Annotated in this window: 25 protein-coding genes; 16 read left to right on the top strand and 9 right to left on the bottom strand. The window is 45.6% G+C overall.

From position 1 onward, the window contains the following. Window positions 1-67: 67 nt before the first annotated feature. Entirely contained in the window at window positions 68-1141 is a 1074-nt protein-coding gene (gene cotI, locus MKY10_RS16295; protein ID WP_015251374.1) for a spore coat kinase CotI, read from the bottom strand. Window positions 1142-1330: 189 nt separating this feature from the next. Here cotI and cotSA point away from each other — a divergent pair, with 189 nt between their 5' ends. Genes cotSA through MKY10_RS16280 form a run of 3 tightly spaced genes read left to right on the top strand, consistent with a single transcriptional unit; the run spans window position 1331 to window position 3967 of the window. Further along, window positions 1331-2464: a spore coat protein CotSA gene (gene cotSA, locus MKY10_RS16290; RefSeq protein WP_038427868.1), complete on the top strand. Its 1134-nt coding sequence runs from the start codon at window positions 1331-1333 to the stop codon at window positions 2462-2464. A gap of 14 nt (window positions 2465-2478) precedes the next feature. Then, window positions 2479-3534 carry a spore coat putative kinase CotS gene (gene cotS / locus MKY10_RS16285; protein WP_003229031.1) on the top strand — a complete coding sequence of 352 codons (1056 nt, stop codon included), beginning with the start codon at window positions 2479-2481 and terminating at the stop codon, window positions 3532-3534. A gap of 1 nt (window position 3535) precedes the next feature. Further along, window positions 3536-3967 carry a hypothetical protein gene (locus MKY10_RS16280; protein WP_015251375.1) on the top strand — a complete coding sequence of 144 codons (432 nt, stop codon included), beginning with the start codon at window positions 3536-3538 and terminating at the stop codon, window positions 3965-3967. 73 nt (window positions 3968-4040) lie between these two features. On the opposite strand, the gene MKY10_RS16275 is transcribed toward MKY10_RS16280, so the two are convergent. From MKY10_RS16275 to MKY10_RS16265, 3 genes are read right to left on the bottom strand one after another with little or no spacing between them, the layout of a single operon-like run. After that, complete coding sequence (locus MKY10_RS16275) at window positions 4041-5264, bottom strand: glycosyltransferase family 4 protein (RefSeq protein ID WP_339225955.1); 1224 nt, start codon at window positions 5262-5264, stop codon at window positions 4041-4043. Between the two features lie 2 nt (window positions 5265-5266). Further along, complete coding sequence (locus MKY10_RS16270) at window positions 5267-6217, bottom strand: NAD-dependent epimerase/dehydratase family protein (RefSeq protein ID WP_015251377.1); 951 nt, start codon at window positions 6215-6217, stop codon at window positions 5267-5269. Beyond that, the gene (locus MKY10_RS16265) at window positions 6214-7500 is read right to left on the bottom strand and encodes a UDP-glucose/GDP-mannose dehydrogenase family protein (protein ID WP_004398478.1); all 1287 of its coding nucleotides are present in this window, start codon (window positions 7498-7500) and stop codon (window positions 6214-6216) included. Before MKY10_RS16265 ends, MKY10_RS16270 begins: the two co-directional genes overlap by 4 nt. Window positions 7501-7671: 171 nt before the next feature. Here MKY10_RS16265 and MKY10_RS16260 point away from each other — a divergent pair, with 171 nt between their 5' ends. Further along, window positions 7672-8490 (top strand): UTP--glucose-1-phosphate uridylyltransferase, encoded by an 819-nt coding sequence (locus MKY10_RS16260; RefSeq protein ID WP_003229044.1) that lies wholly within the window; start codon window positions 7672-7674, stop codon window positions 8488-8490. Window positions 8491-8498: 8 nt separating this feature from the next. Here MKY10_RS16260 and MKY10_RS16255 read toward each other — a convergent pair whose 3' ends face one another. Continuing rightward, on the bottom strand, window positions 8499-9218 hold the full coding sequence (locus MKY10_RS16255; RefSeq protein ID WP_003229046.1) for a yteA family sporulation protein: 720 nt from the start codon (window positions 9216-9218) through the stop codon (window positions 8499-8501). A 289-nt stretch (window positions 9219-9507) separates the two neighbouring features. Here MKY10_RS16255 and MKY10_RS16250 point away from each other — a divergent pair, with 289 nt between their 5' ends. The 10 genes from MKY10_RS16250 (at window position 9508) to mntD (ending at window position 21148) form a co-directional block, all read left to right on the top strand. After that, entirely contained in the window at window positions 9508-10923 is a 1416-nt protein-coding gene (locus MKY10_RS16250; protein ID WP_015251378.1) for an isochorismate synthase MenF, read from the top strand. Further along, window positions 10920-12662 (top strand): 2-succinyl-5-enolpyruvyl-6-hydroxy-3-cyclohexene-1-carboxylic-acid synthase, encoded by a 1743-nt coding sequence (gene menD / locus MKY10_RS16245; protein ID WP_015251379.1) that lies wholly within the window; start codon window positions 10920-10922, stop codon window positions 12660-12662. The genes MKY10_RS16250 and menD overlap by 4 nt, the downstream gene beginning before the upstream one ends. Beyond that, window positions 12650-13474, top strand: coding sequence for a 2-succinyl-6-hydroxy-2,4-cyclohexadiene-1-carboxylate synthase (gene menH, locus MKY10_RS16240; protein ID WP_015251380.1), 825 nt, complete (start codon window positions 12650-12652; stop codon window positions 13472-13474). Before menD ends, menH begins: the two co-directional genes overlap by 13 nt. 34 nt (window positions 13475-13508) lie before the next feature. Continuing rightward, entirely contained in the window at window positions 13509-14324 is an 816-nt protein-coding gene (menB, locus tag MKY10_RS16235) for a 1,4-dihydroxy-2-naphthoyl-CoA synthase (RefSeq protein ID WP_003229054.1), read from the top strand. A 90-nt stretch (window positions 14325-14414) separates the two neighbouring features. After that, entirely contained in the window at window positions 14415-15875 is a 1461-nt protein-coding gene (locus tag MKY10_RS16230) for an o-succinylbenzoate--CoA ligase (protein WP_015251381.1), read from the top strand. Next, window positions 15872-16987, top strand: coding sequence for an o-succinylbenzoate synthase (gene menC / locus MKY10_RS16225; protein ID WP_003229057.1), 1116 nt, complete (start codon window positions 15872-15874; stop codon window positions 16985-16987). Before MKY10_RS16230 ends, menC begins: the two co-directional genes overlap by 4 nt. Window positions 16988-17266: 279 nt before the next feature. Next, a complete protein-coding gene (gene mntA, locus MKY10_RS16220) occupies window positions 17267-18187 on the top strand; it encodes a manganese ABC transporter substrate-binding protein/adhesin MntA (protein WP_113712811.1) in 921 nt (306 codons plus the stop codon). A gap of 18 nt (window positions 18188-18205) precedes the next feature. Beyond that, the gene (gene mntB / locus MKY10_RS16215; protein WP_033884535.1) at window positions 18206-18958 is read left to right on the top strand and encodes a manganese ABC transporter ATP-binding protein MntB; all 753 of its coding nucleotides are present in this window, start codon (window positions 18206-18208) and stop codon (window positions 18956-18958) included. Window positions 18959-18963: 5 nt separating this feature from the next. Further along, window positions 18964-20271, top strand: coding sequence for a manganese ABC transporter permease MntC (gene mntC / locus MKY10_RS16210; protein ID WP_015251384.1), 1308 nt, complete (start codon window positions 18964-18966; stop codon window positions 20269-20271). Then, window positions 20261-21148 carry a manganese ABC transporter permease MntD gene (gene mntD / locus MKY10_RS16205; RefSeq protein WP_003229067.1) on the top strand — a complete coding sequence of 296 codons (888 nt, stop codon included), beginning with the start codon at window positions 20261-20263 and terminating at the stop codon, window positions 21146-21148. Before mntC ends, mntD begins: the two co-directional genes overlap by 11 nt. A gap of 18 nt (window positions 21149-21166) precedes the next feature. Here the strand turns inward: mntD and MKY10_RS16200 are convergent, their stop codons facing one another. From MKY10_RS16200 to MKY10_RS16190, 3 genes are read right to left on the bottom strand one after another with little or no spacing between them, the layout of a single operon-like run. Next, window positions 21167-21325 carry a DUF1540 domain-containing protein gene (locus MKY10_RS16200; RefSeq protein ID WP_003229069.1) on the bottom strand — a complete coding sequence of 53 codons (159 nt, stop codon included), beginning with the start codon at window positions 21323-21325 and terminating at the stop codon, window positions 21167-21169. Between the two features lie 53 nt (window positions 21326-21378). After that, window positions 21379-22419, bottom strand: a complete 1041-nt coding sequence (locus MKY10_RS16195) for a cytochrome d ubiquinol oxidase subunit II (RefSeq protein WP_015251386.1) — start codon at window positions 22417-22419, stop codon at window positions 21379-21381. 42 nt (window positions 22420-22461) lie between these two features. Then, window positions 22462-23793, bottom strand: a complete 1332-nt coding sequence (locus tag MKY10_RS16190; protein WP_029318296.1) for a cytochrome ubiquinol oxidase subunit I — start codon at window positions 23791-23793, stop codon at window positions 22462-22464. A gap of 205 nt (window positions 23794-23998) precedes the next feature. Here MKY10_RS16190 and MKY10_RS16185 point away from each other — a divergent pair, with 205 nt between their 5' ends. After that, entirely contained in the window at window positions 23999-24247 is a 249-nt protein-coding gene (locus tag MKY10_RS16185; protein ID WP_003219346.1) for a type B 50S ribosomal protein L31, read from the top strand. Between the two features lie 93 nt (window positions 24248-24340). Beyond that, complete coding sequence (locus MKY10_RS16180) at window positions 24341-24904, top strand: carbonic anhydrase (protein ID WP_003229074.1); 564 nt, start codon at window positions 24341-24343, stop codon at window positions 24902-24904. On the opposite strand, the gene yidD is transcribed toward MKY10_RS16180, so the two are convergent. Further along, a complete protein-coding gene (gene yidD / locus MKY10_RS16175) occupies window positions 24901-25128 on the bottom strand; it encodes a membrane protein insertion efficiency factor YidD (RefSeq protein WP_003229076.1) in 228 nt (75 codons plus the stop codon). The two genes, MKY10_RS16180 and yidD, sit on opposite strands and share 4 nt — an antisense overlap. Between the last annotated feature and the right edge of the window lie 2 nt (window positions 25129-25130).

The raw sequence follows: 25130 nt of genomic DNA, 5'->3' as shown, positions 1-25130 counted from the left end.
CGCATGTATTTAATTACCCTTTATCTTATAAAGATCAAACCCCCGATATGCGGGGGAAATGATGGTCTTAAATAAGCTGCCGCAATGCGTTTGCTTTAATGCGTTCATATTCAAAAGCTGATTCTAATTCTTCCTTCGGTAAAGCAGACTTGCGGACGTATTTTTCGCGAATGACATCGTAAAGCTCGTAAGGAAACAGCATATCAATAAACATGACTTGTTTTTGTTCTTCAGTTAATGGGGCTCTGGATTCGTATGCGTTCAGCATGACATTAAATGTTTCTTCATCCCAAACGCCCGTCGTATCCAAAAGCGGAATAATCATTTTGCGCAAATCGCGAATAGGCAGATCAAATGAAACGGTATCTAAGTCAATGACCCAAATCTGTTCATTTTCCCCTAAGAGTGTATTTCCGGTTCCGTAATCCTGGTGGCAAAGGTTAGGGCTTTTTTTCAGCTGTTCAGTCCATGGAACATAGGTCGACTGCAAAAGCTGGTCTTTGATGCGCAGCCCGTCTTCAATAAAGCCATCTATCTCCTGAAGATAAAACTGTGAGAAAGGATCTTCTTTTTCCGCCTCCGCCATCAGCTTCCACGTTTCCATCTGTTTGCATCGTTTCGTGTAGTGATTCGGCCAGCGACCTAATTTGGTAAATACGGGAACGCCATTTGGCGGCTGATATCCGACGGAAGCTGTATGAAAATCAGCAAGGCCTTTCATGATAAACTCCAAGTCCTGCTTTACAGTCAGCTCAAACGGCCTTCCTTCGATCCAGTCATATACGACAAATAGAAATGAGCCGTGCTTGGAATATAGGCTGCCTTTTTTGTTTGGGAGTATGCCAGGAACATTCATGCCTTTTTTTGCTAAATAGTCCTGCGCGAAAATGGAAAACAACGCTTTCTTTTCTGGCCTGTGTATTCGTTTTAGACAAACCGCGCCGGAGTCTGTGTGGACCTTCCAGACAAGCGCCATCTGGTTTCCCTGAATGACGTCTATTTTTTCAGCCTGCACATCCCATCCTTGAAGCACATTTTCAGCCAGCTCCGTTAATTTTTTTGCATCTTCTGCTGATAAAGGAAGCTCTGATGAATTCCCCTCCTCAATGACTTCATGGTTTTCTGCCATTAAAGGACACATCCTTACCTGTTTTACTCCTACCTTATGAATCAAAAGGAAAAAATGATTGAGTTATTTGACTATATTTAATAGATGAATCTGGTTGTTTACCCGTTTTGTTTTTAGGGCAGTCCCATTCCGCACAAGTTGGTTGTTCAGCCGTATCATGATTCTAACTAGTTAAAAATCATGCAGGAATGGAGGCTATGTATGAAAATAGCACTGATCGCCACAGAGAAGCTTCCTGTCCCATCGGTTCGAGGAGGCGCCATTCAAATCTACCTCGAAGCGGTTGCCCCTTTAATTGCCAATAAACATGAGGTGACTGTGTTTTCTATTAAAGATCCGAATCTCGCTGATAGAGAGAAGGTAGACGGTGTCCATTATGTGCATTTGGATGGAGACCGTTATGAAGAAGCCGTTGGAGCAGAGCTGAAAAAGAGCCGTTTTGATCTTGTGCATGTTTGTAATCGCCCAAGCTGGGTTCCGAAATTGAAGAAACAGGCGCCGGATGCTGTTTTTATTTTAAGCGTTCACAATGAAATGTTCGCTTACGATAAAATCAGCCAGGCGGAAGGCGAGATTTGCATCGACTCCGTAGCGCAGATTGTTACGGTCAGCGATTATATCGGACAGACGATCACAAGCCGTTTTCCGTCAGCACGATCAAAAACAAAAACGGTGTATTCCGGTGTGGATTTAAAAACGTACCACCCTCGCTGGACGAATGAAGGGCAGCGAGCTCGCGAAGAGATGCGAAGCGAGCTGGGGCTTCACGGCAAAAAAATCGTCTTGTTTGTCGGCCGGCTTAGCAAAGTCAAAGGCCCGCACATATTATTGCAGGCTTTGCCGGACATCATTGAGGAGCACCCCGATGTCATGATGGTGTTTATCGGGTCAAAATGGTTCGGAGATAATGAATTAAATAACTATGTCAAACATCTTCATACCCTTGGTGCGATGCAAAAGGATCATGTCACATTTATTCAATTTGTGAAGCCAAAGGACATTCCGCGCCTTTATACCATGTCAGATGTATTTGTATGCTCTTCGCAATGGCAGGAGCCTTTAGCAAGGGTGCATTATGAAGCGATGGCTGCGGGACTTCCTATTATTACAAGCAATCGGGGAGGCAATCCAGAGGTCATAGAGGAAGGGAAAAACGGCTACATCATTCATGACTTTGAAAATCCTAAACAATATGCCGAACGTATCAATGATTTGCTGAGCAGCTCGGAAAAGCGGGAACGGCTTGGGAAATACAGCCGCCGCGAGGCAGAAAACAAATTCGGCTGGCAGAGGGTGGCTGAAAATCTGCTCAGCGTCTATGAAAAGAACAGATAGAAGGGGTGAACAGAGTGTACCAAAAAGAGCATGAAGAACAGATTGTGTCCGAAATTCTCAGTTATTATCCGTTTCATATCGACCATGTGGCGCTGAAATCGAACAAAAGCGGGCGCAAAATCTGGGAAGTCGAAACTGATCATGGCCCAAAGCTGCTAAAAGAAGCGCAAATGAAACCGGAGCGGATGCTTTTTATCACTCAGGCACACGCCCATTTACAAGAGAAAGGGCTGCCGATAGCGCCGATTCATCAAACAAAAAATGGCGGTAGCTGCTTGGGCACGGATCAGGTTTCTTACAGCTTATATGACAAAGTGACAGGAAAAGAAATGATTTACTATGATGCAGAGCAAATGAAAAAAGTCATGTCATTTGCCGGCCATTTTCATCATGCCTCAAAAGGATATGTTTGCACAGATGAAAGCAAGAAGAGAAGCAGGCTGGGAAAATGGCACAAATTGTACCGTTGGAAGCTGCAGGAACTTGAAGGGAATATGCAGATCGCAGCATCCTATCCTGATGACGTATTTTCGCAAACTTTCTTAAAACATGCTGATAAAATGCTGGCAAGAGGAAAAGAAGCTCTCAGAGCGCTTGACGACTCAGAATACGAAACCTGGACAAAAGAGACGCTCGAGCATGGCGGATTCTGTTTTCAGGATTTTACATTGGCACGTTTGACAGAGATCGAAGGGGAGCCTTTTTTAAAGGAGCTTCACTCGATTACCTACGATTTGCCGTCAAGAGACCTTCGTATTCTGCTGAATAAAGTGATGGTTAAGCTTTCTGTATGGGATACTGATTTCATGGTTGCACTGCTTGCGGCCTACGACGCAGTGTATCCGCTCACAGAAAAACAGTACGAGGTACTTTGGATTGATCTCGCGTTTCCGCATTTGTTCTGTGCAATTGGGCACAAATATTATTTGAAGCAAAAGAAAACATGGTCAGATGAGAAGTATAACTGGGCGCTGCAAAACATGATTTCTGTTGAAGAATCTAAAGATTCGTTTTTGGATAAACTGCCGGAACTGTATAAAAAGATAAAAGCGTATCGGGAGGCGAATTGACATGAGGTCATCGAGACAAAAAGCCTCTATTTCTAAACTGGATCTCGACCAATTCGTATTTACACCGCCTGGACCGATGGGATGGCAGGCTCATGACTCAATCTCAACTGAGAAGGAAGAAGAGGAGAAGCATTTAGATGTGGGCAGCATTCGAGAGCTCCCTCACATCAATGCACCGAAAGAATATCAAAAAGAAACGAAGGAAAAGGAAACAGATCACAAAATCGTCGATGATGAAGAAGAAACAAAATTCGAAACCACTCTAGAGCCTGAGGAGGAGCGTGATTCGAAACGCTCAGTGCCCCCATATGAAGAAGAGGATGAAGATGAAGAACCAGAGTTAGCTGAAGAAGCTAGAGTGGAAATCATCATTCTTCCAAGTGAATCTAAACCAGCTCCATGGTTTTCTCAAACTGTAAAGCGCAAGGCATAAAGTCACATTTATGCCTTTTTTTAAGTTCTCTGCAGCAAAAAAACAGCCCGTTTTGCAACACGAGCTGTAGGTTTTATGTTTTTGCTTTCACAAAAAGCTGATTGATAGATGATAAATCAAAATTTTGCGTCAGAAAAGGCGGCGGAAATTGTTTGTTTTTCGGGGTCAGAACGGATTGGTAAACAGTATTGAGCCTTTTGGCAGCATGGGTAAAGGTAAATAAAGCTTCTACATGCTGTCGGGCGTTTTTTGTCATTTTGTTCATTAATTCTTGATCTGTAAAGGCTCTGTCAATTGCTTTTGCAAATGAAGAAGGTTTGTTGTAGCTATCGATGACAAGGCCGGTGACTTCGTGTTTTACGACTTCACCGTTTCCGCCCCGGTTTGTGGTAATTAAGGGCGTGCCGGCCGCCATTGCTTCATAATTCACACGGGCGAGGGGTTCGTTCCACTGAGAGCTGCACACAAATACATCTGCCATCAGAAAAAGGTTTGGGATGTCGTCTGCGGGAATGAATTTTGTAAAGATTATGTGGTCTCTGTATGGCAGCGCCAGCGTGCGCAGATAGGTTACATATTGGTTTTCGCTGTCATCGCTGAACCACTTCCCGCCTGCTATGACCAATACAGCATCAGGGTGCTGCTGCAAAATCCTTCTCATGCTGTGAATGAGAAGGTGAGGTCCTTTTGTTGGGCTTAAGCGGCCGGCGAATAAAATAACTTTTTTATCTTCAATACCGTATTTTTTCCGGTATGTTTTTCTGACAGCCGAGCCTTTCATCGTCCAGACGGGCGGATAAGAGTTTAAATCAACGCCGGAATACACAACTTTTGTGATGTCCTCGGCTTCAGGGAAACGTTCAATGACGGTTTGTTTAATAAATTCGCTAACAGTTGTGATCATGGAGACATTGTCGAGTACTTCTTTTCCTTGCGCGAAGGTCATCTTTTTTTCAGAAAACATTTCGTTATGCAGGCTCAGAACGATCTTGCTGTTTGGTGAGGCTTTTTTATATAAAGAGACATTTAAAGGCCTGTTGAACACATGAATGAGGTCAAAGGAAGAGGCTCGCAGCTCTTCGGCTACCGCCTCGCGGTAATGTTCTTTTGGCAGATGGATATAATGTACGCCGTCTTTTGTTTCTCTTTTTGGGAGCGATGGATCTTCTATTGAAAAAATGGTCAGGTTGTACCTGCTGCTGAAATAGGGCGTGACACCGTCAATCATCATTTGAATAGCGCCGCCGCGTACTGCGGGCGCCGGCAGCTTTTCTGTACAGATAAAGGCAAGCTTCATTTTTATTCCCCCTGATACAGCGACGATAAATAGGCGATTTCGTTGGTCAAGCCATCCTTTAAGGATGTGGCGGGATCATAATGCAAGAGCTGTTTTGCTTTTGAAATATCCGCCCACGTGTTGCTCGGTTCCCCTGCTATTTTGTCCGAAAAGTGCAGTGTTGCTTTTCTGCCGGAAATATCCTCAATGAGGGAGACAACTTTTAAGACTGAGGCACGCTCTGCGCCGCCGATATTTACTGTTTCACCAATAAGGTGGGGTTTCCCAAGAACAGCGGTGATGCCTTTGACACAGTCGCCGATATAAGTGAAATCTCTTGACTGCTGCCCATCACCGAAAATGGTAAGCGGCTTTTGCTGAAGGTGCTGCTTAATGAGCCGGTGAAAAGCCATATCCGGCCGCTGTCTTGGCCCGTATACGGTAAAAAAACGGAGAATCACAATTGGAATGCCAAAGCTCTGTTGATACACATGGCAAAGCTTTTCTCCCGTAAGCTTTGTTACCCCGTACGGAGATAAAGGAGAAAGCGACGTGTTTTCGCTGACTTTTCCTTGTTTTTCGCCATAGACGGAAGAGGTGGATGCAAAGACGAACGTTTGAATAGAATGTTCCCGGCACGCCTCGAGGAGCCTTTGGAGCGCCTGGATATTATGTGCGGCATATGGGTGAAAATGATTGCCCCAGCTTGAGCGGACACCCGGTATGGCCGCCAAATGAAAGATGACGTCCACTCCTTCCAGTAAGGGAGCAAGATCGGCTGTCAGCAGATTTTCCTTTATGAACGTAAATCGCTTTTCCGGCAGCAGGTTTTTAAGGTTTTTTAATTTCAAGGAAAATGGAGTAGGACCGATAAAGTCATCGATTCCGATAACGTTATGTTTCTTATCTTTTAGTAATTCTTCGCAGAGGTGGGAGCCGATAAAGCCCGCTGCTCCTGTGACGAGTATTTTCATGGACGGCCAACTCCCGTACAGATCAGGCCGCAAGCCTCGATCAGTTCTTTTTTTAGTACGTTGCGTCCGTCAATCACAAGACGCCCTTTCATGATATCTGCAGCCTTTTTCCAATCAAACGCTAAAAACTCAGACCATTCTGTCGCCAAAAATAAAAAGTCACTCTCTTCGATCGCATCAAAAGCTTGAGAATGCTGAGTTACATGTTGCCGCAAATGTTCTGGAAGTACAGCTTCAGGATCATATGCATGAACATCACATCCCAGCTCCGCCAGCCTTTCCATCAGTCTGACAGCCTGAGAATTCCGGATGTCATCAGTATTCGGTTTGAAGGAAATGCCGAGTACAGCCGCTTTCTTGCCTTGAAGTGTTTCGAAGAATGACTGTATTTTTTTGATATACAGGCCAAGCTGGGTGTCATTAATGTGCTGCACGGCCCGGAGCAGGAAGGTCTCCGTGTTTTTTTCCTGGGCAGCAAATTGCAGCGCCTGCAGATCCTTTGGAAAACAAGAGCCTCCGTATCCGATGCCTGCCTGCAAAAAGTGCTTCCCGATCCTTGGGTCTAGACCGATAGCGCGGGAAATATCTGAGATATCTGATTGATAGGCTTCACATATGCGGGCCATTTCGTTAATGAACGAAATTTTGGCCGCTAAAAAGAAATTGTTGGCATATTTGATCAGCTCTGCTCCCGCTAAGCTTGTAACGATAAAAGGGGTATCAATGTGTTTGTAAATGGATTTGACGATGGCTGCCGATACGTGATCTTCTTCCTGAACACCGATGACTGTTTTGTCAGGATGCAGCATGTCATATAAGGCATTGCCTTCCCGCAGAAACTCCGGATTGGATACGATATTAAAGAGGTTTTTAGATACTCCGGAGGCAATCAGCTGTTTTGCTATGTTTTCATTTGTCCCGGGCGGAACAGTGCTTTTCGTAATAATGGTTTTATACGATCGGATCGCCTCGCTTAAATCACCGATGACGGACTGCAGGGCTTTCGTATCAGCTGATCCGTCCGAACGCGGCGGAGTTCCGACTGCGATAAAAATAACGGGACATTCCTCCATGCTCGATTTCACTTCAGAAGAAAACGAGAGATTGCCGCAACGAAGTATTGCATCTGAAAGCCCAGGCTCGTAAAAGGGAATGACTCCTTTTTTCAGCTGCCCGATTTTTTTGACGTCTTTGTCTGTGCATATCATGTCATGTCCGATGGATGCCAGTGCCGCTGATAGGGTTAAACCGACATACCCGGCGCCAACCACACAAATTTTCATCACCTGAGCTCCTTTACAAGATTACTGGTCATATATCAATATCCTATTAAAAAAGGGCTGGTTCGTGATTCCGCTTTCTGCCCAGTTGCTTCCGCCTAATTTCAGATGTACAAACATCGGGATGCGCTCTTGGAATATCATGTAATAAACATGAGCTGAGGGGAAAATACCATGATAAAAAAAGCGATTATTCCTGCAGGCGGATTCGGCACGAGAAATCTGCCGGTGACGAAGGTGATTCCGAAAGAAATGTTTCCGGTAGGATCTAAGCCTGTGATTCATTATCTTGTTGAAGAATTAAAGGAGTCAGGCATTGAGGACATTTTGATGGTTGTATCGAGCCATAAAAATCTGATTGTCGACTATTTTGATTCCTCTTTGGCACTTGAGGCTTTTTTGGCCTCTAAGAATAAACTGCATTTACTTAGAGAGCATCCCATTCCGGATATACGGATTCACTATGTGCGGCAGCCTTATGCAAAGGGTCTTGGCGACGCCATTTCTTTCGGAAAGCAATTTGCAGGCGGAGAGCCTTTTGCCGTCGTTTTGCCAGATGATCTGATTTTTTCCGCCAATCAGCCGGCTTTGGGGCAGCTGATTGAAGCGTATACGAAATATCAGTCCAGTGTGATCGGCTTAAAAGAAACAAAAACGGAGGATTTACATCATTACGGGGTGATAAAAGGGGAGCCTGTTGAAAAAGGGCTTTATCGCATACAGGATATTGTGGAAAAGCCTAAACAAAACCCTCCGTCTCATTTTGCCGCAGCAGGGCGTTATATTTTCACACCAGATATTTTTAATGAGCTGGAGGCATTAGAAGCTGATAGCGGAGGAGAAGTGCAGGTAACGGATGCGATAAAAGCTTCGCTCGGGGCATGTACCGTATACGGGAAATTGCTAGAGGGCGAGCGGTATGACATCGGCCTGCAAAAGGATTATCTGAAGCTGATTTACGATATGCTGAAAACGGAAAAGAACCCCCAATAATCGGGGGTTCAATCAGCGTGGAGATCGCCGAATGTGGTCATGATTCCCTCTTCGTCAAGTTCTTCTTCATAGCGCTCATGGGCTCTGCTTTGATAAACGGTAATTTCTTTCCCAGTGATATCTGTAGCGATGAAATTTTCGTAAGACTCCGTATTGCCGATATTCTCTTCGGCATTCATCGTCATATCATCATAGCTGAGCGGAGGGTTTTCCATATCCTGCGGCGTTTGTGAGTTCCCATATTTTTCGACATCCTGATAGGAATCCTCACTGTCATATGGCGCTCTGATTTCTTCATCATCATCAAATTCAAATTGCCCGAATGGTGTTTCTTCTTCAATCGGACGGTCTTTGGAAACCACGTCCTGTGACGAATACTCCGCGAGGGTTGTGGCAGTCGGAAGCGCTTCAAGTCGTTCGAAAGGGATTTCCTTTCCGCTGACTTCACAAATGCCATAAGTACCGTTTTCTATCGCCTTCAATGAATGCTCAATGTCCCGAAGGTGCTCTCTCTCATGCAAGTCTAGAGCGATGTCTTTCTCACGCTCGTAAAGTTCTGTCGCCTGATCGCCGGGATGGTTGTCGTATGCCGAAAGCTCACCCCACGAATCATAAGGAAAGGCTGAGTTAAGCTGAAAATGATCATTGTCTTTGAAACGGTTTAAGATATCTTTTTTCGTTTGTTCCAGTTCATTTTTTAAATGCTGAAGCTGTTCTTTCGTAAGCAATGTGATCGCCTCGTTTCTCTGTGATGCATACCTTTAGTATGAACAGATCGCCTGAGAACTTTCATAAATGGCGGGTGGAGGAATATAGGAGGTTTTCCTTTTATGGTAAGCGGATACAACCTTTGCTATCAGTGGAGAAAGAAATTTAAGCTTTGTTTCTTTTTCATTTCTGAAATTAGGTTTATAATAGGTAAGGCAGGCCATTTGGACTGCATGATCTGTGTTTGACACAAAGGAGACACAGGTGTATGGTATTAAAAGCATTTTAAGGATTATGGAGGAATGTCTCATGGTGACAACGGTGCAGCGTACGTTCCGAAAGGAAGTTCTACATGCATTACATAAAGCCAAAGAAGTCAACCATGCTGTCTTAATAAGCTATTCGAGACAAATCGAGTCTCTTGACCCTCTATCATTTTTCAATTACGGAGCAAAAAAATATACAGGCAATCGATTTTTTTGGTCAGATCCTGAAAGTGAATTGACAATAGTCGGTCTTGGCAAAGAAGCGGTTTTCCAGACAAATCAAAAAAACAGCGAGCGGTATCGTGAGGTTTTTGAACAATGGGAGCGCTTTAAAAAGACGGCTTTTCATATTTATGAAGAAGAAAAGCTGCAGCATTCTGCAGTGGGACCTGTGTTATTCGGAGGATTTTCTTTTGACCCTTGCGAAGAAAGAGGTTCACAATGGGACCATTTCTCGGAAGGGGATTTCTTTGTGCCTGCGCTTATGCTGACGATGACTGCTGAAGGCCCGTTCTTAACAGTTAACAGATGGGTAAGCGGAGGAGAAGACGCAGAAGCTGTTTTAGAAGGTTTAAAAGCTTTTGCGGCGGAATTTATGGTTCCCGATTTCAAGCAAGAAGATCAGGCTGTGATTGCAGCAGCCGAAGAGCTGGATAAGGATGATTGGCTGAAAGCAATCGAAACGGCCACAAGCCAAATTAAAGAGAAACAATATGATAAGGTTGTTCTTGCCCGAGAGCTGCTGCTCACGTTTGACGGTCCAATCCAAATTGAACCGGTGCTTAAAACGCTTCTGGACGATCAGCAGACAAGCTATGTTTTTGCAATTGAACAAGAAGGCAAAACTTTTGTCGGCGCGTCTCCGGAAAGACTGATCAAAAGAGACGGCGGCACTGTCATGTCTTCCTGTCTGGCAGGCTCCATTAAACGAGGCGTGAATGAAGAAGACGACCGCCGGATAGGCCTTGAATTATTAAACGATGAGAAAAACCTGCTTGAGCATGATATTGTGGTAGGTATGATTCATAATGCTTTTGTATCAAGCTGTTCAGAGGTTGAAAAGCCTGATGGACCTGTTTTGTACAAAACAAAAAGCGTTCAGCACCTGTTTACGCCGATTGTCGGACAGCTGCGCGAGTCTGCATCGATTTTTGACTTAATTGAGAAGCTGCATCCCACTCCGGCGCTTGGGGGAGCACCTCAGGAAAAAGCTGTTGACGTGATCAGGGAGATTGAACCGATGTCTCGCGGCTGGTATGCGGCCCCTATCGGCTGGATTGACAGCCAGGATAACGGGGAATTCGCGGTCGCCATTCGTTCAGGGCTCATCGAAGGAAGCACAGCAAGGCTGTTTGCCGGGTGCGGTATTGTGGAAGACTCGGAACCAATCTCGGAATATGAAGAAACACAGATTAAATTGAAGCCGATGATCTCTGCATTAGGAGGTGAGAGGCGTTGACAGTCAACCCGATTACTCATTACATCGGAAGTTTTATTGATGAATTCGCCCTTTCCGGAATTACGGACGCCGTCGTTTGTCCGGGCTCAAGATCTACACCGCTGGCTGTTCTTTGTGCTGCGCATCCCGATATCAGCGTCCATGTCCAAATTGATGAAAGGTCTGCCGGATTTTTTGCCTTAGGTTTGGCAAAAGCGAAGCAGCGTCCCGTACTATTGATCTGTACATCTGGAACAGCCGCGGCCAACTTTTATCCGGCTGTGGTTGAAGCCCATTATTCAAGGGTGCCTATTATTGTGTTAACTGCTGATCGGCCTCATGAGCTGCGCGAAGTAGGCGCACCGCAGGCTATTAATCAGCACTTCTTATTCGGTAACTTTGTTAAGTTTTTCACAGACTCTGCTCTTCCTGAAGAGTCTCCGCAAATGCTGAGATACATCCGAACGCTGGCAAGCCGCGCTGCCGGAGAAGCACAAAAGCGCCCAATGGGGCCTGTCCATGTGAATGTGCCGCTGCGCGAACCGCTGATGCCGGATCTTTCAGATGAGCCGTTTGGAAGAATGAGAACAGGCCGTCATGTGTCTGTGAAAACGGGTACGCAGTCTGTTGACCGAGAGTCCCTGTCTGATGTGGCTGAGATGCTCGCAGAGGCTGAAAAAGGAATGATCGTCTGCGGAGAGCTCCATAGTGATGCGGACAAGGAAAACATTATTGCGCTGTCAAAAGCGCTTCAGTATCCAATTTTAGCAGATCCGCTGTCTAATCTGCGGAATGGTGTTCATGATAAAAGCACTGTTATTGATGCGTATGATTCGTTTTTAAAAGATGATGAGCTGAAGCGGAAACTCCGTCCTGATGTTGTCATTCGGTTTGGACCGATGCCTGTTTCAAAACCGGTTTTCTTATGGCTTAAGGATGATCCGGCGATTCAGCAAATCGTGATTGATGAGGATGGAGGGTGGAGAGACCCGACACAGGCAAGCGCGCATATGATTCATTGTAATGCGTCTGTTTTTGCTGAGGAGATCATGGCAGGCCTTACTGCTGCTGCCAGATCCTCAGAGTGGCTGGAAAAGTGGCAGTTTGTCAATGGGCGGTTCCGCGAGCATCTGCAAACAATCAGCAGTGAAGATGTTTCGTTTGAAGGCAATCTCTATCGAATCCTTCAGCATCTTGTGCCTGAAAACAGCTCGCTGTTTGTGGGAAACAGCATGCCGATCAGGGATGTTGATACGTTTTTTGAAAAGCAGGACCGCCCTTTCCGGATTTATTCAAACCGGGGAGCAAACGGGATAGACGGTGTCGTCTCCTCTGCCATGGGGGTATGTGAAGGAACAAAAGCGCCTGTTACCCTTGTGATTGGAGATTTATCTTTTTATCACGATTTAAACGGCCTGCTGGCGGCCAAAAAGCTGGGTATTCCTCTTACTGTGATTCTTGTCAATAATGACGGAGGAGGGATTTTCTCCTTTTTGCCGCAGGCTTCTGAAAAGACACACTTTGAAGATTTGTTCGGCACACCGACAGGGCTCGATTTCAAGCATGCGGCTGCACTTTACGGCGGAACGTATTCATGCCCGGCTTCTTGGGATGAATTCAAAACAGCTTACGCGCCGCAGGCAGACAAGCCCGGACTCCATTTGATTGAAATCAAAACGGATCGCCAATCAAGAGTCCAGCTTCATCGCGATATGCTGAATGAGGCTGTGCGGGAAGTGAAAAAACAATGGGAACTGTAAACATAACGGTATCAGATGGTGTCCGATATGCAGTGGCAGACGGGGGACCGAATGCTTCCGAAGCCGTCGTCTGTCTGCACGGGTTTACCGGCAGCAAACAATCATGGACTTTTCTTGATGAAATGCTGCCTGATTCCCGTTTGATCAAAATTGATTGTTTAGGGCATGGGGAAACCGATGCCCCGCTGAATGGGAAAAGATACAGCATAAGCCGGCAAGTTTCTGACCTTGCCGAGATTTTTGATCAATTAAAACTTCACAAAGTGAAATTGATTGGGTATTCTATGGGAGGAAGGCTTGCTTACTCTTTCGCGATGACATATCCCGAGCGGGTATCGGCACTTGTGCTTGAAAGCACGACGCCGGGGCTCAAAACACTTGGGGAACGGCGGGAACGAATCATGCGGGACCGGAAGCTTGCTGATTTTATTTTACGAGACGGGCTCAAAGCGTTTGTTGCGTATTGGGAGAATATCCCTTTGTTTTCATCTCAGCAGAGGCTGGCTGAAGATATTCGGCACAGGATACGATCGGGCCGTCTGCGGAACAATAAGATTGGGCTTGCGAACAGTTTAACCGGCATGGGCACCGGTTCACAGCCTTCCTTGTGGAGCCGTGTAGAGGAAATAGATGTTCCTGTGCTTCTTATCTGCGGGGAGTGGGACGAAAAATTTTGCGCCATCAATCAAGAGGTGCATAAGATGCTTCCTTCTAGTAGAATAGAGATTGTTCCAAAAGCAGGACATACGGTCCATGTGGAACAGCCGCGATTGTTTGGTAAAATAGTGAGTGAGTTTTTGACAAGCATCTGACTCATTCACATAGAGAATAAAAGGAGGTCATCATATGGCTGAATGGAAAACAAAACGGACATACGATGAGATATTGTATGAAACGTATAATGGCATTGCAAAAATAACAATCAACCGACCTGAGGTACATAATGCGTTTACCCCTAAAACGGTTGCTGAAATGATTGATGCGTTTGCTGACGCAAGAGACGACCAAAACGTTGGGGTTATCGTGCTTGCCGGTGCAGGGGACAAGGCATTTTGTTCTGGCGGAGACCAAAAAGTGCGCGGCCACGGTGGATATGTAGGAGACGACCAGATCCCGCGTCTTAACGTATTGGATCTTCAGCGTTTAATCCGCGTCATCCCGAAACCGGTTGTTGCGATGGTGTCCGGATATGCGATCGGCGGAGGCCATGTGCTTCACATCGTATGTGACTTGACAATTGCTGCGGACAACGCAATTTTTGGACAAACAGGCCCTAAAGTGGGAAGCTTCGATGCAGGTTACGGTTCTGGCTACCTGGCTCGAATTGTAGGACATAAAAAAGCACGTGAAATCTGGTACCTATGCCGTCAGTACAACGCACAGGAAGCACTGGACATGGGTCTTGTCAACACAGTCGTTCCTTTGGAACAGCTTGAAGAAGAAACGATTAAATGGTGTGAAGAAATGCTTGAAAAAAGCCCGACCGCACTGCGCTTTCTTAAAGCTGCGTTTAACGCGGACACAGACGGACTTGCTGGAATTCAGCAGTTTGCAGGGGATGCTACCCTTCTTTACTACACAACAGATGAAGCAAAAGAAGGCCGTGATTCCTTTAAGGAAAAACGCAAACCTGATTTCGGACAGTTCCCTCGTTTTCCGTGATCAGCAATACCTAGTAAACCAACAGCTTGAGACTTTGCGGTCCAAGCTGTTTTCTTTTCAATACAGACATTTTACCTCGGAGATGATGACATGCTGACAGAACAGCCCAACTGGCTCATGCAGCGGGCACAGCTGACACCTGAGAGAATCGCTCTCATCTATGAAGACCAAACCGTGACATTTGCAGGATTGTTTGCCGCGTCTAAACGAATGGCGGAACAGCTTGCCGCTCATTCGGTTCGGAAAGGGGATACTGCAGCTATTTTGCTCCAAAACCGTGCAGAAATGGTATACGCTGTTCACGCTTGTTTTTTGCTTGGTGTTAAGGCGGTGCTTTTGAATACGAAGCTGTCAACACATGAAAGGCTGTTTCAGCTGGAGGATTCGGGATCCGGCTTTTTATTGACAGATTCAAGCTTTGAGAAGAAAGAATATGAACACATCGTTCAAACGATTGATGTGGATGAACTGATGAAAGAAGCAGCAGAGGAAATTGAGATCCAGGCTTATATGCAAATGGATGCAACGGCAACGCTGATGTATACGTCGGGTACGACAGGAAAGCCCAAGGGAGTTCAGCAAACGTTCGGAAACCATTATTTCAGTGCGGTGTCGTCCGCTCTTAATTTGGGTATAACAGAACAAGACCGCTGGCTTATCGCATTGCCGCTCTTTCATATCAGCGGATTGTCCGCATTATTTAAATCTGTGATCTATGGAATGACTGTCGTGCTTCACCAGCGTTTTTCCGTAAGCGATGTGCTGAATTCTATCAACAGGCATGAAGTGACAATGATATCTGCGGTGCAGACTATGCTGGCCAGTCTTTTGGAAGAAACAAGCCGCTGCCCTGAATCCATCAGATGCATTCTTCTCGGCGGCGGCCCTGCACCTCTGCCATTGCTTGAGGAATGCCGTGAGAAAGGATTCCCTGTCTTTCAGTCATATGGAATGACAGAAACATGCTCACAAATTGTTACCCTGTCGCCGGAATTCAGTATGGAAAAGCTCGGATCTGCGGGGAAACCGCTGTTTTTATGTGAAATCAAAATAGAGCGGGACGGACAGGTATGTGAACCGTATGAACACGGTGAAATCATGGTCAAAGGCCCGAATGTCATGAAAAGCTATTTTAACCGGGAGAGCGCAAACGAAGCCTCCTTTCAAAATGGCTGGCTGAAAACAGGTGATCTTGGTTATTTGGACAATGAAGGCTTTTTATATGTATTAGACAGACGTTCAGATCTGATCATATCCGGCGGAGAAAACATTTATCCGGCCGAAGTGGAGTCAGTACTGCTTTCACACCCCGCTGTGGCCGAAGCCGGGGTTTCAGGGGCTGAGGACAAAAAATGGGGGAAAGTGCCTCACGCCTATCTTGTCCTTCACAAGCCTGTGAGCGCAGGAGAATTGACTGACTACTGCAAAGAACGCTTGGCGAAGTATAAAATTCCGGCAAAATTCTTTGTGCTTGACCGCCTGCCGCGCAATGCGTCTAATAAGCTCTTGCGAAATCAGCTGAAGGATGCGCGTAAAGGAGAACTGCTATGATCGAAATAGAAAAAATCACGCTTTACCATTTGAGCATGAACTTAAAGAAACCGTTTAAAAACAGTATCGAAACGCTTCAAGAGCGTAAATTTCTGATCGTGGAAGCCATTGATACATCAGGTGTCACAGGCTGGGGAGAAGTTTCCGCTTTCTCTTCGCCTTGGTACACCGAGGAAACCATTGGAACATGTTTGCATATGCTAAAAGATTTTTTTATCCCAAATGTCGTCGGCCGTGAATTCAATCACCCTTCAGAAGTGCCGGACAGCCTGGCGCGGTATAAAGGAAACCGGATGGCAAAAGCGGGACTTGAATCGGCTGTATGGGATATTTATGCCAAAAAGAAGGGCGTATCCCTTGCTGAGGCATTGGGCGGAACAAGAGATAAAGTCCCTGCCGGGGTGGTAGTCGGCCTGGCGCCTCTTGACGATATGCTGAAGGAAATTGAGAGCTATCAAAAAGAAGGTTATCAAAGAATAAAAATTAAAATTCAGCCTGGGCAGGATGTGGAATTGGTCAAGGCCATCCGCAGCCGATTCCCAAACATCCCGCTTATGGCCGATGCCAATTCCTCTTACGAACTGAAGGATATCAGCCGTTTAAAGGAGCTTGATGACTATCATTTAATGATGATTGAGCAGCCGCTCCAAGCTGACGATATCGTTGACCACCGCCACCTGCAGAAACATTTGAAAACGGCCATTTGCCTTGATGAGAGCATTTGTTCAGTTGATGATGCGAGACGGGCGATTGAGCTAGGAAGCTGCAAAATTATTAATATAAAACCTTCTCGTGTCGGCGGCTTAACAGAAGCCTTAAAAATTCATGATTTATGCAAAGAGCATCATATGCAGGTTTGGTGCGGAGGAATGCTGGAAACAGGCATATCAAGAGCGCAGAACGTGGCGCTTGCTTCACTGCCTCAATTCACAATACCTGGCGATATATCTTCATCCTCACGCTATTGGGATGAAGATATTGTAACTCCTGATATTCGTATTGATAATGGATTTATTTCTGTGTCAAAACAGCCTGGTTTAGGGGTTGAGGTAAACCAAGATATTATGCGAAAATATGTGACCAAAATGGATGTTTTCACACAGCATGGTTAAGAAAAAAGCATTTTGCTATTTTGAATAAATGACACTGTGCTGTTACAGTAAAAGTGTTCGTTGAATACATCCCTTCTCGTTTGGACCGGCTGCTGACCCAGCCGGTTTTTTTATGTAAATCAGCTTGACAAAAATGGCCAAACGCGATAATTTTGCATAAGGGAAACTTTTTGTCCTGTGTAAATAAAACATGCTTTTGGCTAATTTAATGTCACATGTCTAAGAACTGACAACATAAGATAAAACAATCGGACATTGATGGCAAAGAGGAGGAGAAATATGAGACGAGGGCTGATGGCAGCAGTGCTTTTTGCGACCTTTGCGTTAACGGGATGCGGAACGGATTCAGCCGGAAAAAGCGCTGATCAGCAATTACAAGTGACAGCGACAACATCTCAAATTGCCGATGCAGCAGAAAACATCGGAGGTAAGCATGTAAAAGTCACCTCTTTAATGGGACCGGGGGTTGATCCGCACCTCTACAAAGCTTCCCAAGGTGATACGAAAAAATTAATGTCTGCCGATGTTGTTCTGTACAGCGGGTTGCATTTGGAAGGGAAAATGGAGGATGTCCTCCAAAAAATCGGCGAACAAAAACAAGCGACGGCAGTAGCTGAGGCCATTCCGAAAAATAAGCTTATTCCCGCGGGGGAAGGCAAGACGTTTGATCCCCACGTCTGGTTCAGCATTCCGTTATGGATCTATGCGGTGGATGAAATTGAAGCGCAATTCAGCAAAGCAATGCCTCAGCACGCAGATGCCTTTCGGAAAAATGCCAAAGAGTACAAAGAAGATTTGCAATATTTAGATAAGTGGTCGCGTAAAGAGATCGCACATATTCCGGAGAAAAGCCGTGTGCTTGTGACTGCTCATGATGCGTTTGCGTACTTTGGGAATGAGTATGGATTTAAGGTAAAAGGCCTGCAGGGACTCAGCACAGATTCGGACTATGGATTAAGGGATGTTCAGGAGCTGGTTGATCTTCTGACAGAAAAACAAATAAAAGCTGTGTTCGTAGAAAGCAGTGTATCTGAAAAATCAATCAATGCAGTGGTGGAAGGCGCTAAAGAAAAAGGCCATACAGTCACAATCGGCGGTCAGCTTTATTCGGATGCCATGGGTGAAAAGGGCACAAAAGAAGGCACATACGAAGGAATGTTCCGCCACAATATCAACACGATTACTAAAGCGCTTAAATAAAGAAAAGAGGTGGAGGATATGTTCCCTGTTGAGCTTGATAATGTGACGGTTGCTTATCATAAAAAGCCTGTACTGCAGGACATTTCGCTGCAGGTACCGGAAGGAAAACTTATTGGCATTATCGGCCCAAACGGCGCGGGAAAATCAACCTTGATCAAAACGATTCTCGGTCTTGTGCCCCGTACTTCCGGAGACATCTCTATTTACGGCAAAGACTATAAGGATCAGCGGACCAGAATCGGATATGTTCCGCAGCGCGGCTCGGTTGACTGGGATTTCCCCACAAGCGCGCTCGATGTCGTCCTAATGGGAAGATACGGGAGAATCGGTTTATTAAAGAGGCCAAAGAAAGCGGATGTGGAGATGGCGAAGGCCGCATTAACAAAAGTCGGGATGCTTGATTATGCAAAGAGGCAAATCAGCCAGCTGTCAGGCGGACAGCAGCAGCGGGTGTTTCTTGCCCGGGCACTCTGCCAGAACGCTGACATTTATTTTATGGATGAACCGTTTGCAGGTGTCGATGCAGCGACGGAGCGCGCGATTATGACGCTGTTGGCAGAACTCAAAGAAAAAGGAAAAACCGTGCTTGTCGTCCATCATGATCTGCAGACCGCCGAGGATTATTTCGATTGGATCTTACTGCTTCATTTAAGAAAAATCGCTTTCGGACCAGCGGAAAACGTTTTTACGATCGAAAACCTGCAAAAAACATATGGAGGAAGGCTTACGTTTTTAAAAGATAAAGTGCTGGCAGAAGGACATAAGGAGTGAGCGCAATGTTTGAAAGTTTGTGGCTGCAGCTTCAGCATCCGAATACACAGTGGGTGCTGGCCGGTACGCTTTTGCTCGGGACGGCAAGCGGTGTTTTGGGCAGCTTTGTGCTGCTGAGAAAGCAAAGTTTAATCGGCGATGCGATGGCCCATTCAGCTCTGCCGGGAGTGTGTCTCGCTTTTCTGTTCACCGGGCAAAAATCACTGCCTTTCTTTTTGCTGGGGGCAGCGCTCGCCGGACTGCTCGGAACGTTTTGTATTCAGCTGATTCCTCGGCTTTCAAAAACAAAGGAGGACTCGGCGATCGGGATTGTTCTTTCTGTGTTTTTTGGCGTCGGGATCATTCTGCTGACATATATTCAGCAACAGGGGGCGGGAAGCCAAAGCGGGCTTGATTCTTTTTTATTCGGCCAGGCTGCTTCATTGGTCAGGCAGGATATCATCCTTATTGCAGGGATATCCGCTGTTCTACTGCTCCTATGTATTGTTTTCTTTAAGGAATTTACATTGATTACTTTTGATCTCGCGTTTGCAAAGGGATTAGGAATCCCGGTGCGTTTTTTAAACGGGCTTTTGGCTTGTCTGATTGTCTGTGCTGTCGTCATTGGGCTTCAGACTGTTGGTGTGATATTAATGGCGGCTATGCTGATTACACCTGCCATAACCGCGAGATATTGGACCGAACGGTTAACCGGGATGATCGTCATTGCCGGGATTACAGGCGGGGTCAGCGGCGCGGCCGGAACCCTGCTTAGCACCACGATGAAGGGAATGGCGACAGGGCCATTAATGATCTTATCTGCAACGCTGCTCTTTCTTGTTTCAATGATTTGCGCGCCTAAGCGGGGATTGGCTGCTAAAGCCATAAGGCTGATGAGGCTGCGGCGCAGAACAAGCAGGGAGCAAGTGCTTTTGGCGATTTATGAACAGTATGAAAAGAAAAATCTTTGTGTAACTGTTGAAAGTGTAAGAAAGAAAAGACGCCTATCCCCTTCATTATGCCTTAAGGCATTAAATGACTTGGAACAAGAGAGGTGCATTGAGCGTATCGAAAATGGGATTTGGCAAATCACAAGCAAAGGGATTGAAAAAGGCTATCACACAGCTTTGAAGCAGCGGATGTATGAAGTGTATCTCATGCATGAAATGGAACTTGCCAATATAGAATCCGATCAGGACTACTTTGACCCGGACCGTTTACCGAGAGAAACGAGAGAGCGGCTTTATTCACTCTTAAAGCTGTATGGACGGATGCCTGAGCGTCGAAAAGTGTCTCATGATGCCGAGAAGGGACAGATCGCGAATGAGTTTTGAAGCATGGATTATAGCTACCGGTGTATTAGTCGGTGTAAGCTGCGGATTGATCGGCACATTTCTTGTACTGAGAAGCATGGCGATGCTGGCCGACGCAATCAGTCATACAGTGTTGCTTGGAATTGTCGGCGCTTTTCTAGTGACGGGAAGTCTCGATGGGATTTATATGTTTATTGGCGCAGCCGCAACCGGTCTGTTAACGGCTTTCTTGGTTCAGCTTCTTCATAGCAAGGGGGTTCAATCAGATGCTGCCATAGGAGTTGTGTTTACATCCTTATTTGCAATCGGGGTTATTTTGCTTTCTGTGTATGGAGCGAATGTCCATCTCGATATTGAGCACTCGTTAATGGGAGAAATCGCTTTTGTGCCGTGGAATACGGTGACGGTATTCGGGGTTGATATTGGGCCGAAAGCGTTTTGGATGCTGGCATCTGTTCTGGTTTTAAACGTAGTGTTGATCAGTGTGTGCTATAAGGAGTTTAAAATCGCTTCGTTTGATCCTCAAATGGCTTTAGCCTTGGGAATACCGGTTTTGCTCATTCATTACGTGCAAATGGGCATGCTGTCCTTGACGACTGTTGCTTCCTTTGATTCGGTGGGTGCCGTATTGGTTGTGGCCATGCTGATTGTTCCGCCGGCTGCGGCACATTTGCTGACAGACCGGCTTCTTTATATGCTGATTCTCAGCGCGTTGATTGGCGGGCTGTCGGCGGTCATGGGCTATTTCTTCGCAACGTGGCTTAATGTTTCGATTTCAGGAGCGATGGCGGCCATGACAGGTGTATGTTATGCAAGCGCCTTTTTGTTTTCACCTGCAAACGGGGTCATAACTAAAAAGCTGAGAACACTCAACATGCAAAAAGAAAGAGCTGGCTGATGCAGCTCTTTCTTTTAATTACAAATCATGCGGCTTAAACGTTTTGCAGTCTGTTTCCCGGCTGTTTTCAGCCGTTTCACCAGTATGGCTGACAACATAAATGGCATCAGCGGTGCATTTGTTACCTTTGCCCCAATAAGAACAGTTGTTGACCTCACATAGAATTTTCTGCTCCATGCCATCCCCTCCTTATAAAGGTTCTGGATTAGTATAGCCGGCTGGCTTGCCCTCTATTCCTCCTGGCGGATATAGCGTTTATCTCGCATAAACATTTTCCAGAAGAAATAAAAGCCCGGAAATAGAATGATAAATGCAACGATATACGTTGCAAACAGCGCTCTGAACGTTGCTGGCTCTGTGAAGCCTGACATGACTGTCACATCGGGATAAATCATATACGGAAGATGCGCCCGCCCGTACGCGTAGCTTGCGAGAAAATACTGTATCCCAATCGCGACAAGTGCAAGCCGCGGTTTTCCGATGTTTTGCCCAAAGCTCTTATTAGGCAGAAAAAGGGCGATTCCAGCAATGACAAATGTAATGAACGATGCAATAATCCAAGTAAAATCATTCATCATTCCGCTGTACAGCCAGTTTGCTTCATTCCGCATTGTCACCATAATGCATACTGCAAACAACAGTGAAATCGGGCCGGTAATCAGGGCGCTTTTTCTGTAGGCTCGGTACGCATCCTGTTCCTCTGCCACATTTGAAACATCTGCAAGCAGCAGCGAGGACAAAAATAAGGTGCTTAAAATCGCAAACCCGATAAATGAATAGGCGTTGGGGCTTGAAAAGATTTTAGACATATTTAAGTTATAGATTCCATCCGTTTTTTCTATAAACCCTCCGTGTGTCACAGGAAGCACCAAAATTAAAATAGCAGGAATGATAAAGCCGGAGATGCCGGAAATATATCTTAGCGTTTTCCGCTCCTTTGCTGTATTTGAAAACACGAGAAATCCGCTTCGAATCGCTAAAAGCAGTAAAATCATGCTTCCGGGAATTAATAAAACGGTGCCGAGCACAAATGTCGCGCCGGGGAAAAAACTGAAAAGCGCCACGACGATGGCCACAATAAAGACATTTGTGACCTCCCAAGTCGGGGACAAAAAGCGATTCGCAATATCGGTGGCCTTCATATGCTCCTTGTTTAAATAGATCATAGACCAAAATCCCGCTCCAAAATCCATTGTCGCCATGACGGCGTAAATAAACACAAAGCCCCAGATAATTGAGATGGCGATCAGAGCGTCAGTTGAAATCTCCATTTGTCGATCTTCCTTCCATTTGGTTTCCTGTTTGCGGAGCCATTACGACTCCGCTGTATTTAAATCTTCGTCAACCGGGTGCTTGCGGAAATAATACAGCAGCACGTAGACGACAGCTGCGCCTAACACGGCATAAACAAATGTGAAAAATAAGAACAGCACCCCGATCGAACCAGTCGTAGTTACGACATCTGACGTTTTCAGCAGATGATAGATGACCCAAGGCTGTCTCCCCGTACATGCGAAAATCCAGCCGAATTCAATGCCGATGAGACTAAAAGGGCCTGCTGTCATGAAAATGATCAAAAGCCACGTTGGGAAACGGTCTTTCTTGAGCACCTTTCTCCAGACCACACCGATGATGGAATAAAGAATTAGCAGCATGCCTACACCCACCATCGCATTAAACAGCGTGTGAATGAAAAGCGGCGGCCATTCATCTCTAGGAAATGCATTCAATCCCTTTACAACAGTGTCAAAACGGTTCGCTGCCAAAAAGCTTAAAGCCCATGGAATCTCGATAGCCCATTTTACTTTTTCTTCATTCGGGTCGGTAAAACCGCCGATAGCGAGCGGGGCGTGGGATCTTGTTTCAAATAGGCCTTCCGCACCGGCTAATTTTTCGGGCTGGTATTCGTACAGCATCTGTGCAGATTCGTGTCCGTTCAAAGCGGTCAGCAATGAAAAAATACCGCCGATCGTCAGTGCGAGCAAAAGGGCTTTCCGGTGAAAGCGATAGACCTTTTCCTTTTTCCTCGTTCGGATCATTTTATACGCCGCAACAGAAGCCACGATAAACGCACCGGTCATAAACGCGGACAGCACGACATGGCCGGCAGTGATAAAAAAGCTAGGATTAAAAAACGCAGCCCACGGGTCAACATCTGTAATTTTTCCGTTTAAAATTTTAAAACCGGCGGGCGTACCTTCAAAAGCGTGAACATTCGTGATCAGAACAGCGGATGCTGCTGCCCCGACTAACACAAAGAAAACAGCAACAATCCTCATTGCAGGTGACAAACGGTCTGCAGCGTATACATAAATCGACATGAATAGGGCTTCAACAAAAAAAGCATAGATTTCAATTTGAAATGGCAGGGACATCACCCGGCCGATGACTTCCATAAATCCCGGCCATAAAAGCGCGAGCTGAGTGCCCGCGATCGTTCCGGTCGGTATGGCGACCCCCAGCAAAACGGCTTGTGCTTTCGTCCATCTTTTCGCCATGATCGCATAATGGTCATCTTTCGTTTTTTGATAGATCAATTCCGCCACTAAAATCATGAGCGGGAGACCGACTCCAAGCGTTGCGAAAATAATATGAAAGCCCATTGTCGTGCCAAAGAGGCTTCTGGCCAAAACTAAATCATCCACAATCGTAAACCACCTTTCTAAAAAGACGTTCTGTATGTATTTTGGGTTTATTATTTGCTTCCTCGGTTAGATTATTCTTCCTATTCTTAAATGCCATGAGGTTTACGATGTGAAAACAGAGGGAAGGATATAAGAAGATTGACAAAACGTTTGTAAGGTTATAAAATAAAACGTAATTATTACGATTTATTGAAAGGAGATTCACATGAAAGAAGGAATTCATCCGAAGAACCACAAAGTGATATTTCAGGATGTCAACAGCGGCTACCGTTTTCTCAGCACCTCTACGAAAACATCTAATGAAACAGCAGAGTGGGAAGACGGAAACACATATCCTGTCATTAAAGTAGAGGTAAGCTCTGACACGCATCCGTTTTATACAGGCCGCCAGAAATTCAATGAAAAAGGCGGACGAGTTGAGCAGTTCAAAAAACGCTATAACATGGGGAAATAAGGCAGGCCTGAGGGTTTGTCTTTTTTTATTATGACGAATAAACAAGGGTTGTGATATATTGAAGAGTAAAAAGAATAGAAAGGGACAACGAACATGAGTCTTCTAAATGATATTCTCGAATTTAACAAGACATTTACTGAACAAAGAGAGTATGAAAAGTATCAAACATCAAAATTTCCAGATAAAAAAATGGCGATTCTTTCTTGCATGGATACTCGTCTGGTTGAACTGCTGCCGCATGCGATGAATTTGCGAAACGGTGATGTGAAAATCATTAAAAGTGCCGGTGCGCTTGTGACACACCCATTCGGAAGCATCATGAGAAGTATACTCGTCGCAGTGTACGAGCTGAATGCAGATGAGGTGTGTGTGATCGGGCATCACGATTGCGGCATGAGCAAAATCAGCAGCAAAAGCATGCTTGAAAAAATCAAAGCAAGAGGGATTCCGGAAGAACGCATCGAAACAATAAAGTACTCCGGTGTAGACTTTGATCAATGGTTTAAAAGCTTTGATTCAGTGGAAGCGAGTGTGAAAGACAGCGTAGATGTTATTAAACATCACCCGCTGTTCCCTGAAAACGTTCCGGTCCATGGCTTAGTCATTGATCCTAAAACCGGAAAACTGGATCTTATCGTAAACGGTTATAACAATTAATGTTTTTGTTTCTTTTCAGGAACGGGATCGACTCCTCCTGGATGGAACGGGTGGCATTTCAAAATCCGTTTGATTGTCAGCCATCCGCCTTTTAAAGCGCCATGTGTTTTAATCGCTTCGATTCCATATTGGGAACAGGTCGGATAAAAGCGGCACGTTGGCGGTGTCAGGGGCGAGATGAATTTTTGATATCCTCTGATCAGAGCGATGAATAGGGTTTTCATGT

This window comes from Bacillus sp. FSL P4-0290 (genome assembly GCF_037975435.1).
In the GTDB taxonomy this organism is placed as follows: domain Bacteria; phylum Bacillota; class Bacilli; order Bacillales; family Bacillaceae; genus Bacillus; species Bacillus subtilis.
This window is presented reverse-complemented; position numbering and strand designations above follow the sequence as displayed.

Excerpts from the sequence above, each read along its gene's own strand:
- MKY10_RS16270 (WP_015251377.1), bottom strand. The coding sequence starts at position 6,217 with ATGAAAATACTCGTCACAGGAGCAGCGGGCTTTATCGGCTCCCACCTC.
- MKY10_RS16230 (WP_015251381.1), top strand. The coding sequence starts at position 14,415 with ATGCTGACAGAACAGCCCAACTGGCTCATGCAGCGGGCACAGCTGACA.
- MKY10_RS16185 (WP_003219346.1), top strand. The coding sequence starts at position 23,999 with ATGAAAGAAGGAATTCATCCGAAGAACCACAAAGTGATATTTCAGGAT.
- mntC (WP_015251384.1), top strand. The coding sequence starts at position 18,964 with ATGTTTGAAAGTTTGTGGCTGCAGCTTCAGCATCCGAATACACAGTGG.
- mntA (WP_113712811.1), top strand. The coding sequence starts at position 17,267 with ATGAGACGAGGGCTGATGGCAGCAGTGCTTTTTGCGACCTTTGCGTTA.
- mntB (WP_033884535.1), top strand. The coding sequence starts at position 18,206 with ATGTTCCCTGTTGAGCTTGATAATGTGACGGTTGCTTATCATAAAAAG.
- MKY10_RS16260 (WP_003229044.1), top strand. The coding sequence starts at position 7,672 with ATGATAAAAAAAGCGATTATTCCTGCAGGCGGATTCGGCACGAGAAAT.
- MKY10_RS16200 (WP_003229069.1), bottom strand. The coding sequence starts at position 21,325 with ATGGAGCAGAAAATTCTATGTGAGGTCAACAACTGTTCTTATTGGGGC.
- MKY10_RS16250 (WP_015251378.1), top strand. The coding sequence starts at position 9,508 with ATGGTGACAACGGTGCAGCGTACGTTCCGAAAGGAAGTTCTACATGCA.
- MKY10_RS16280 (WP_015251375.1), top strand. The coding sequence starts at position 3,536 with ATGAGGTCATCGAGACAAAAAGCCTCTATTTCTAAACTGGATCTCGAC.
- menH (WP_015251380.1), top strand. The coding sequence starts at position 12,650 with ATGGGAACTGTAAACATAACGGTATCAGATGGTGTCCGATATGCAGTG.
- mntD (WP_003229067.1), top strand. The coding sequence starts at position 20,261 with ATGAGTTTTGAAGCATGGATTATAGCTACCGGTGTATTAGTCGGTGTA.
- MKY10_RS16195 (WP_015251386.1), bottom strand. The coding sequence starts at position 22,419 with ATGGAGATTTCAACTGACGCTCTGATCGCCATCTCAATTATCTGGGGC.
- MKY10_RS16265 (WP_004398478.1), bottom strand. The coding sequence starts at position 7,500 with ATGAAAATTTGTGTGGTTGGCGCCGGGTATGTCGGTTTAACCCTATCA.
- cotI (WP_015251374.1), bottom strand. The coding sequence starts at position 1,141 with ATGTGTCCTTTAATGGCAGAAAACCATGAAGTCATTGAGGAGGGGAAT.
- cotSA (WP_038427868.1), top strand. The coding sequence starts at position 1,331 with ATGAAAATAGCACTGATCGCCACAGAGAAGCTTCCTGTCCCATCGGTT.
- MKY10_RS16275 (WP_339225955.1), bottom strand. The coding sequence starts at position 5,264 with ATGAAGCTTGCCTTTATCTGTACAGAAAAGCTGCCGGCGCCCGCAGTA.
- yidD (WP_003229076.1), bottom strand. The coding sequence starts at position 25,128 with ATGAAAACCCTATTCATCGCTCTGATCAGAGGATATCAAAAATTCATC.
- menC (WP_003229057.1), top strand. The coding sequence starts at position 15,872 with ATGATCGAAATAGAAAAAATCACGCTTTACCATTTGAGCATGAACTTA.
- menB (WP_003229054.1), top strand. The coding sequence starts at position 13,509 with ATGGCTGAATGGAAAACAAAACGGACATACGATGAGATATTGTATGAA.
- MKY10_RS16180 (WP_003229074.1), top strand. The coding sequence starts at position 24,341 with ATGAGTCTTCTAAATGATATTCTCGAATTTAACAAGACATTTACTGAA.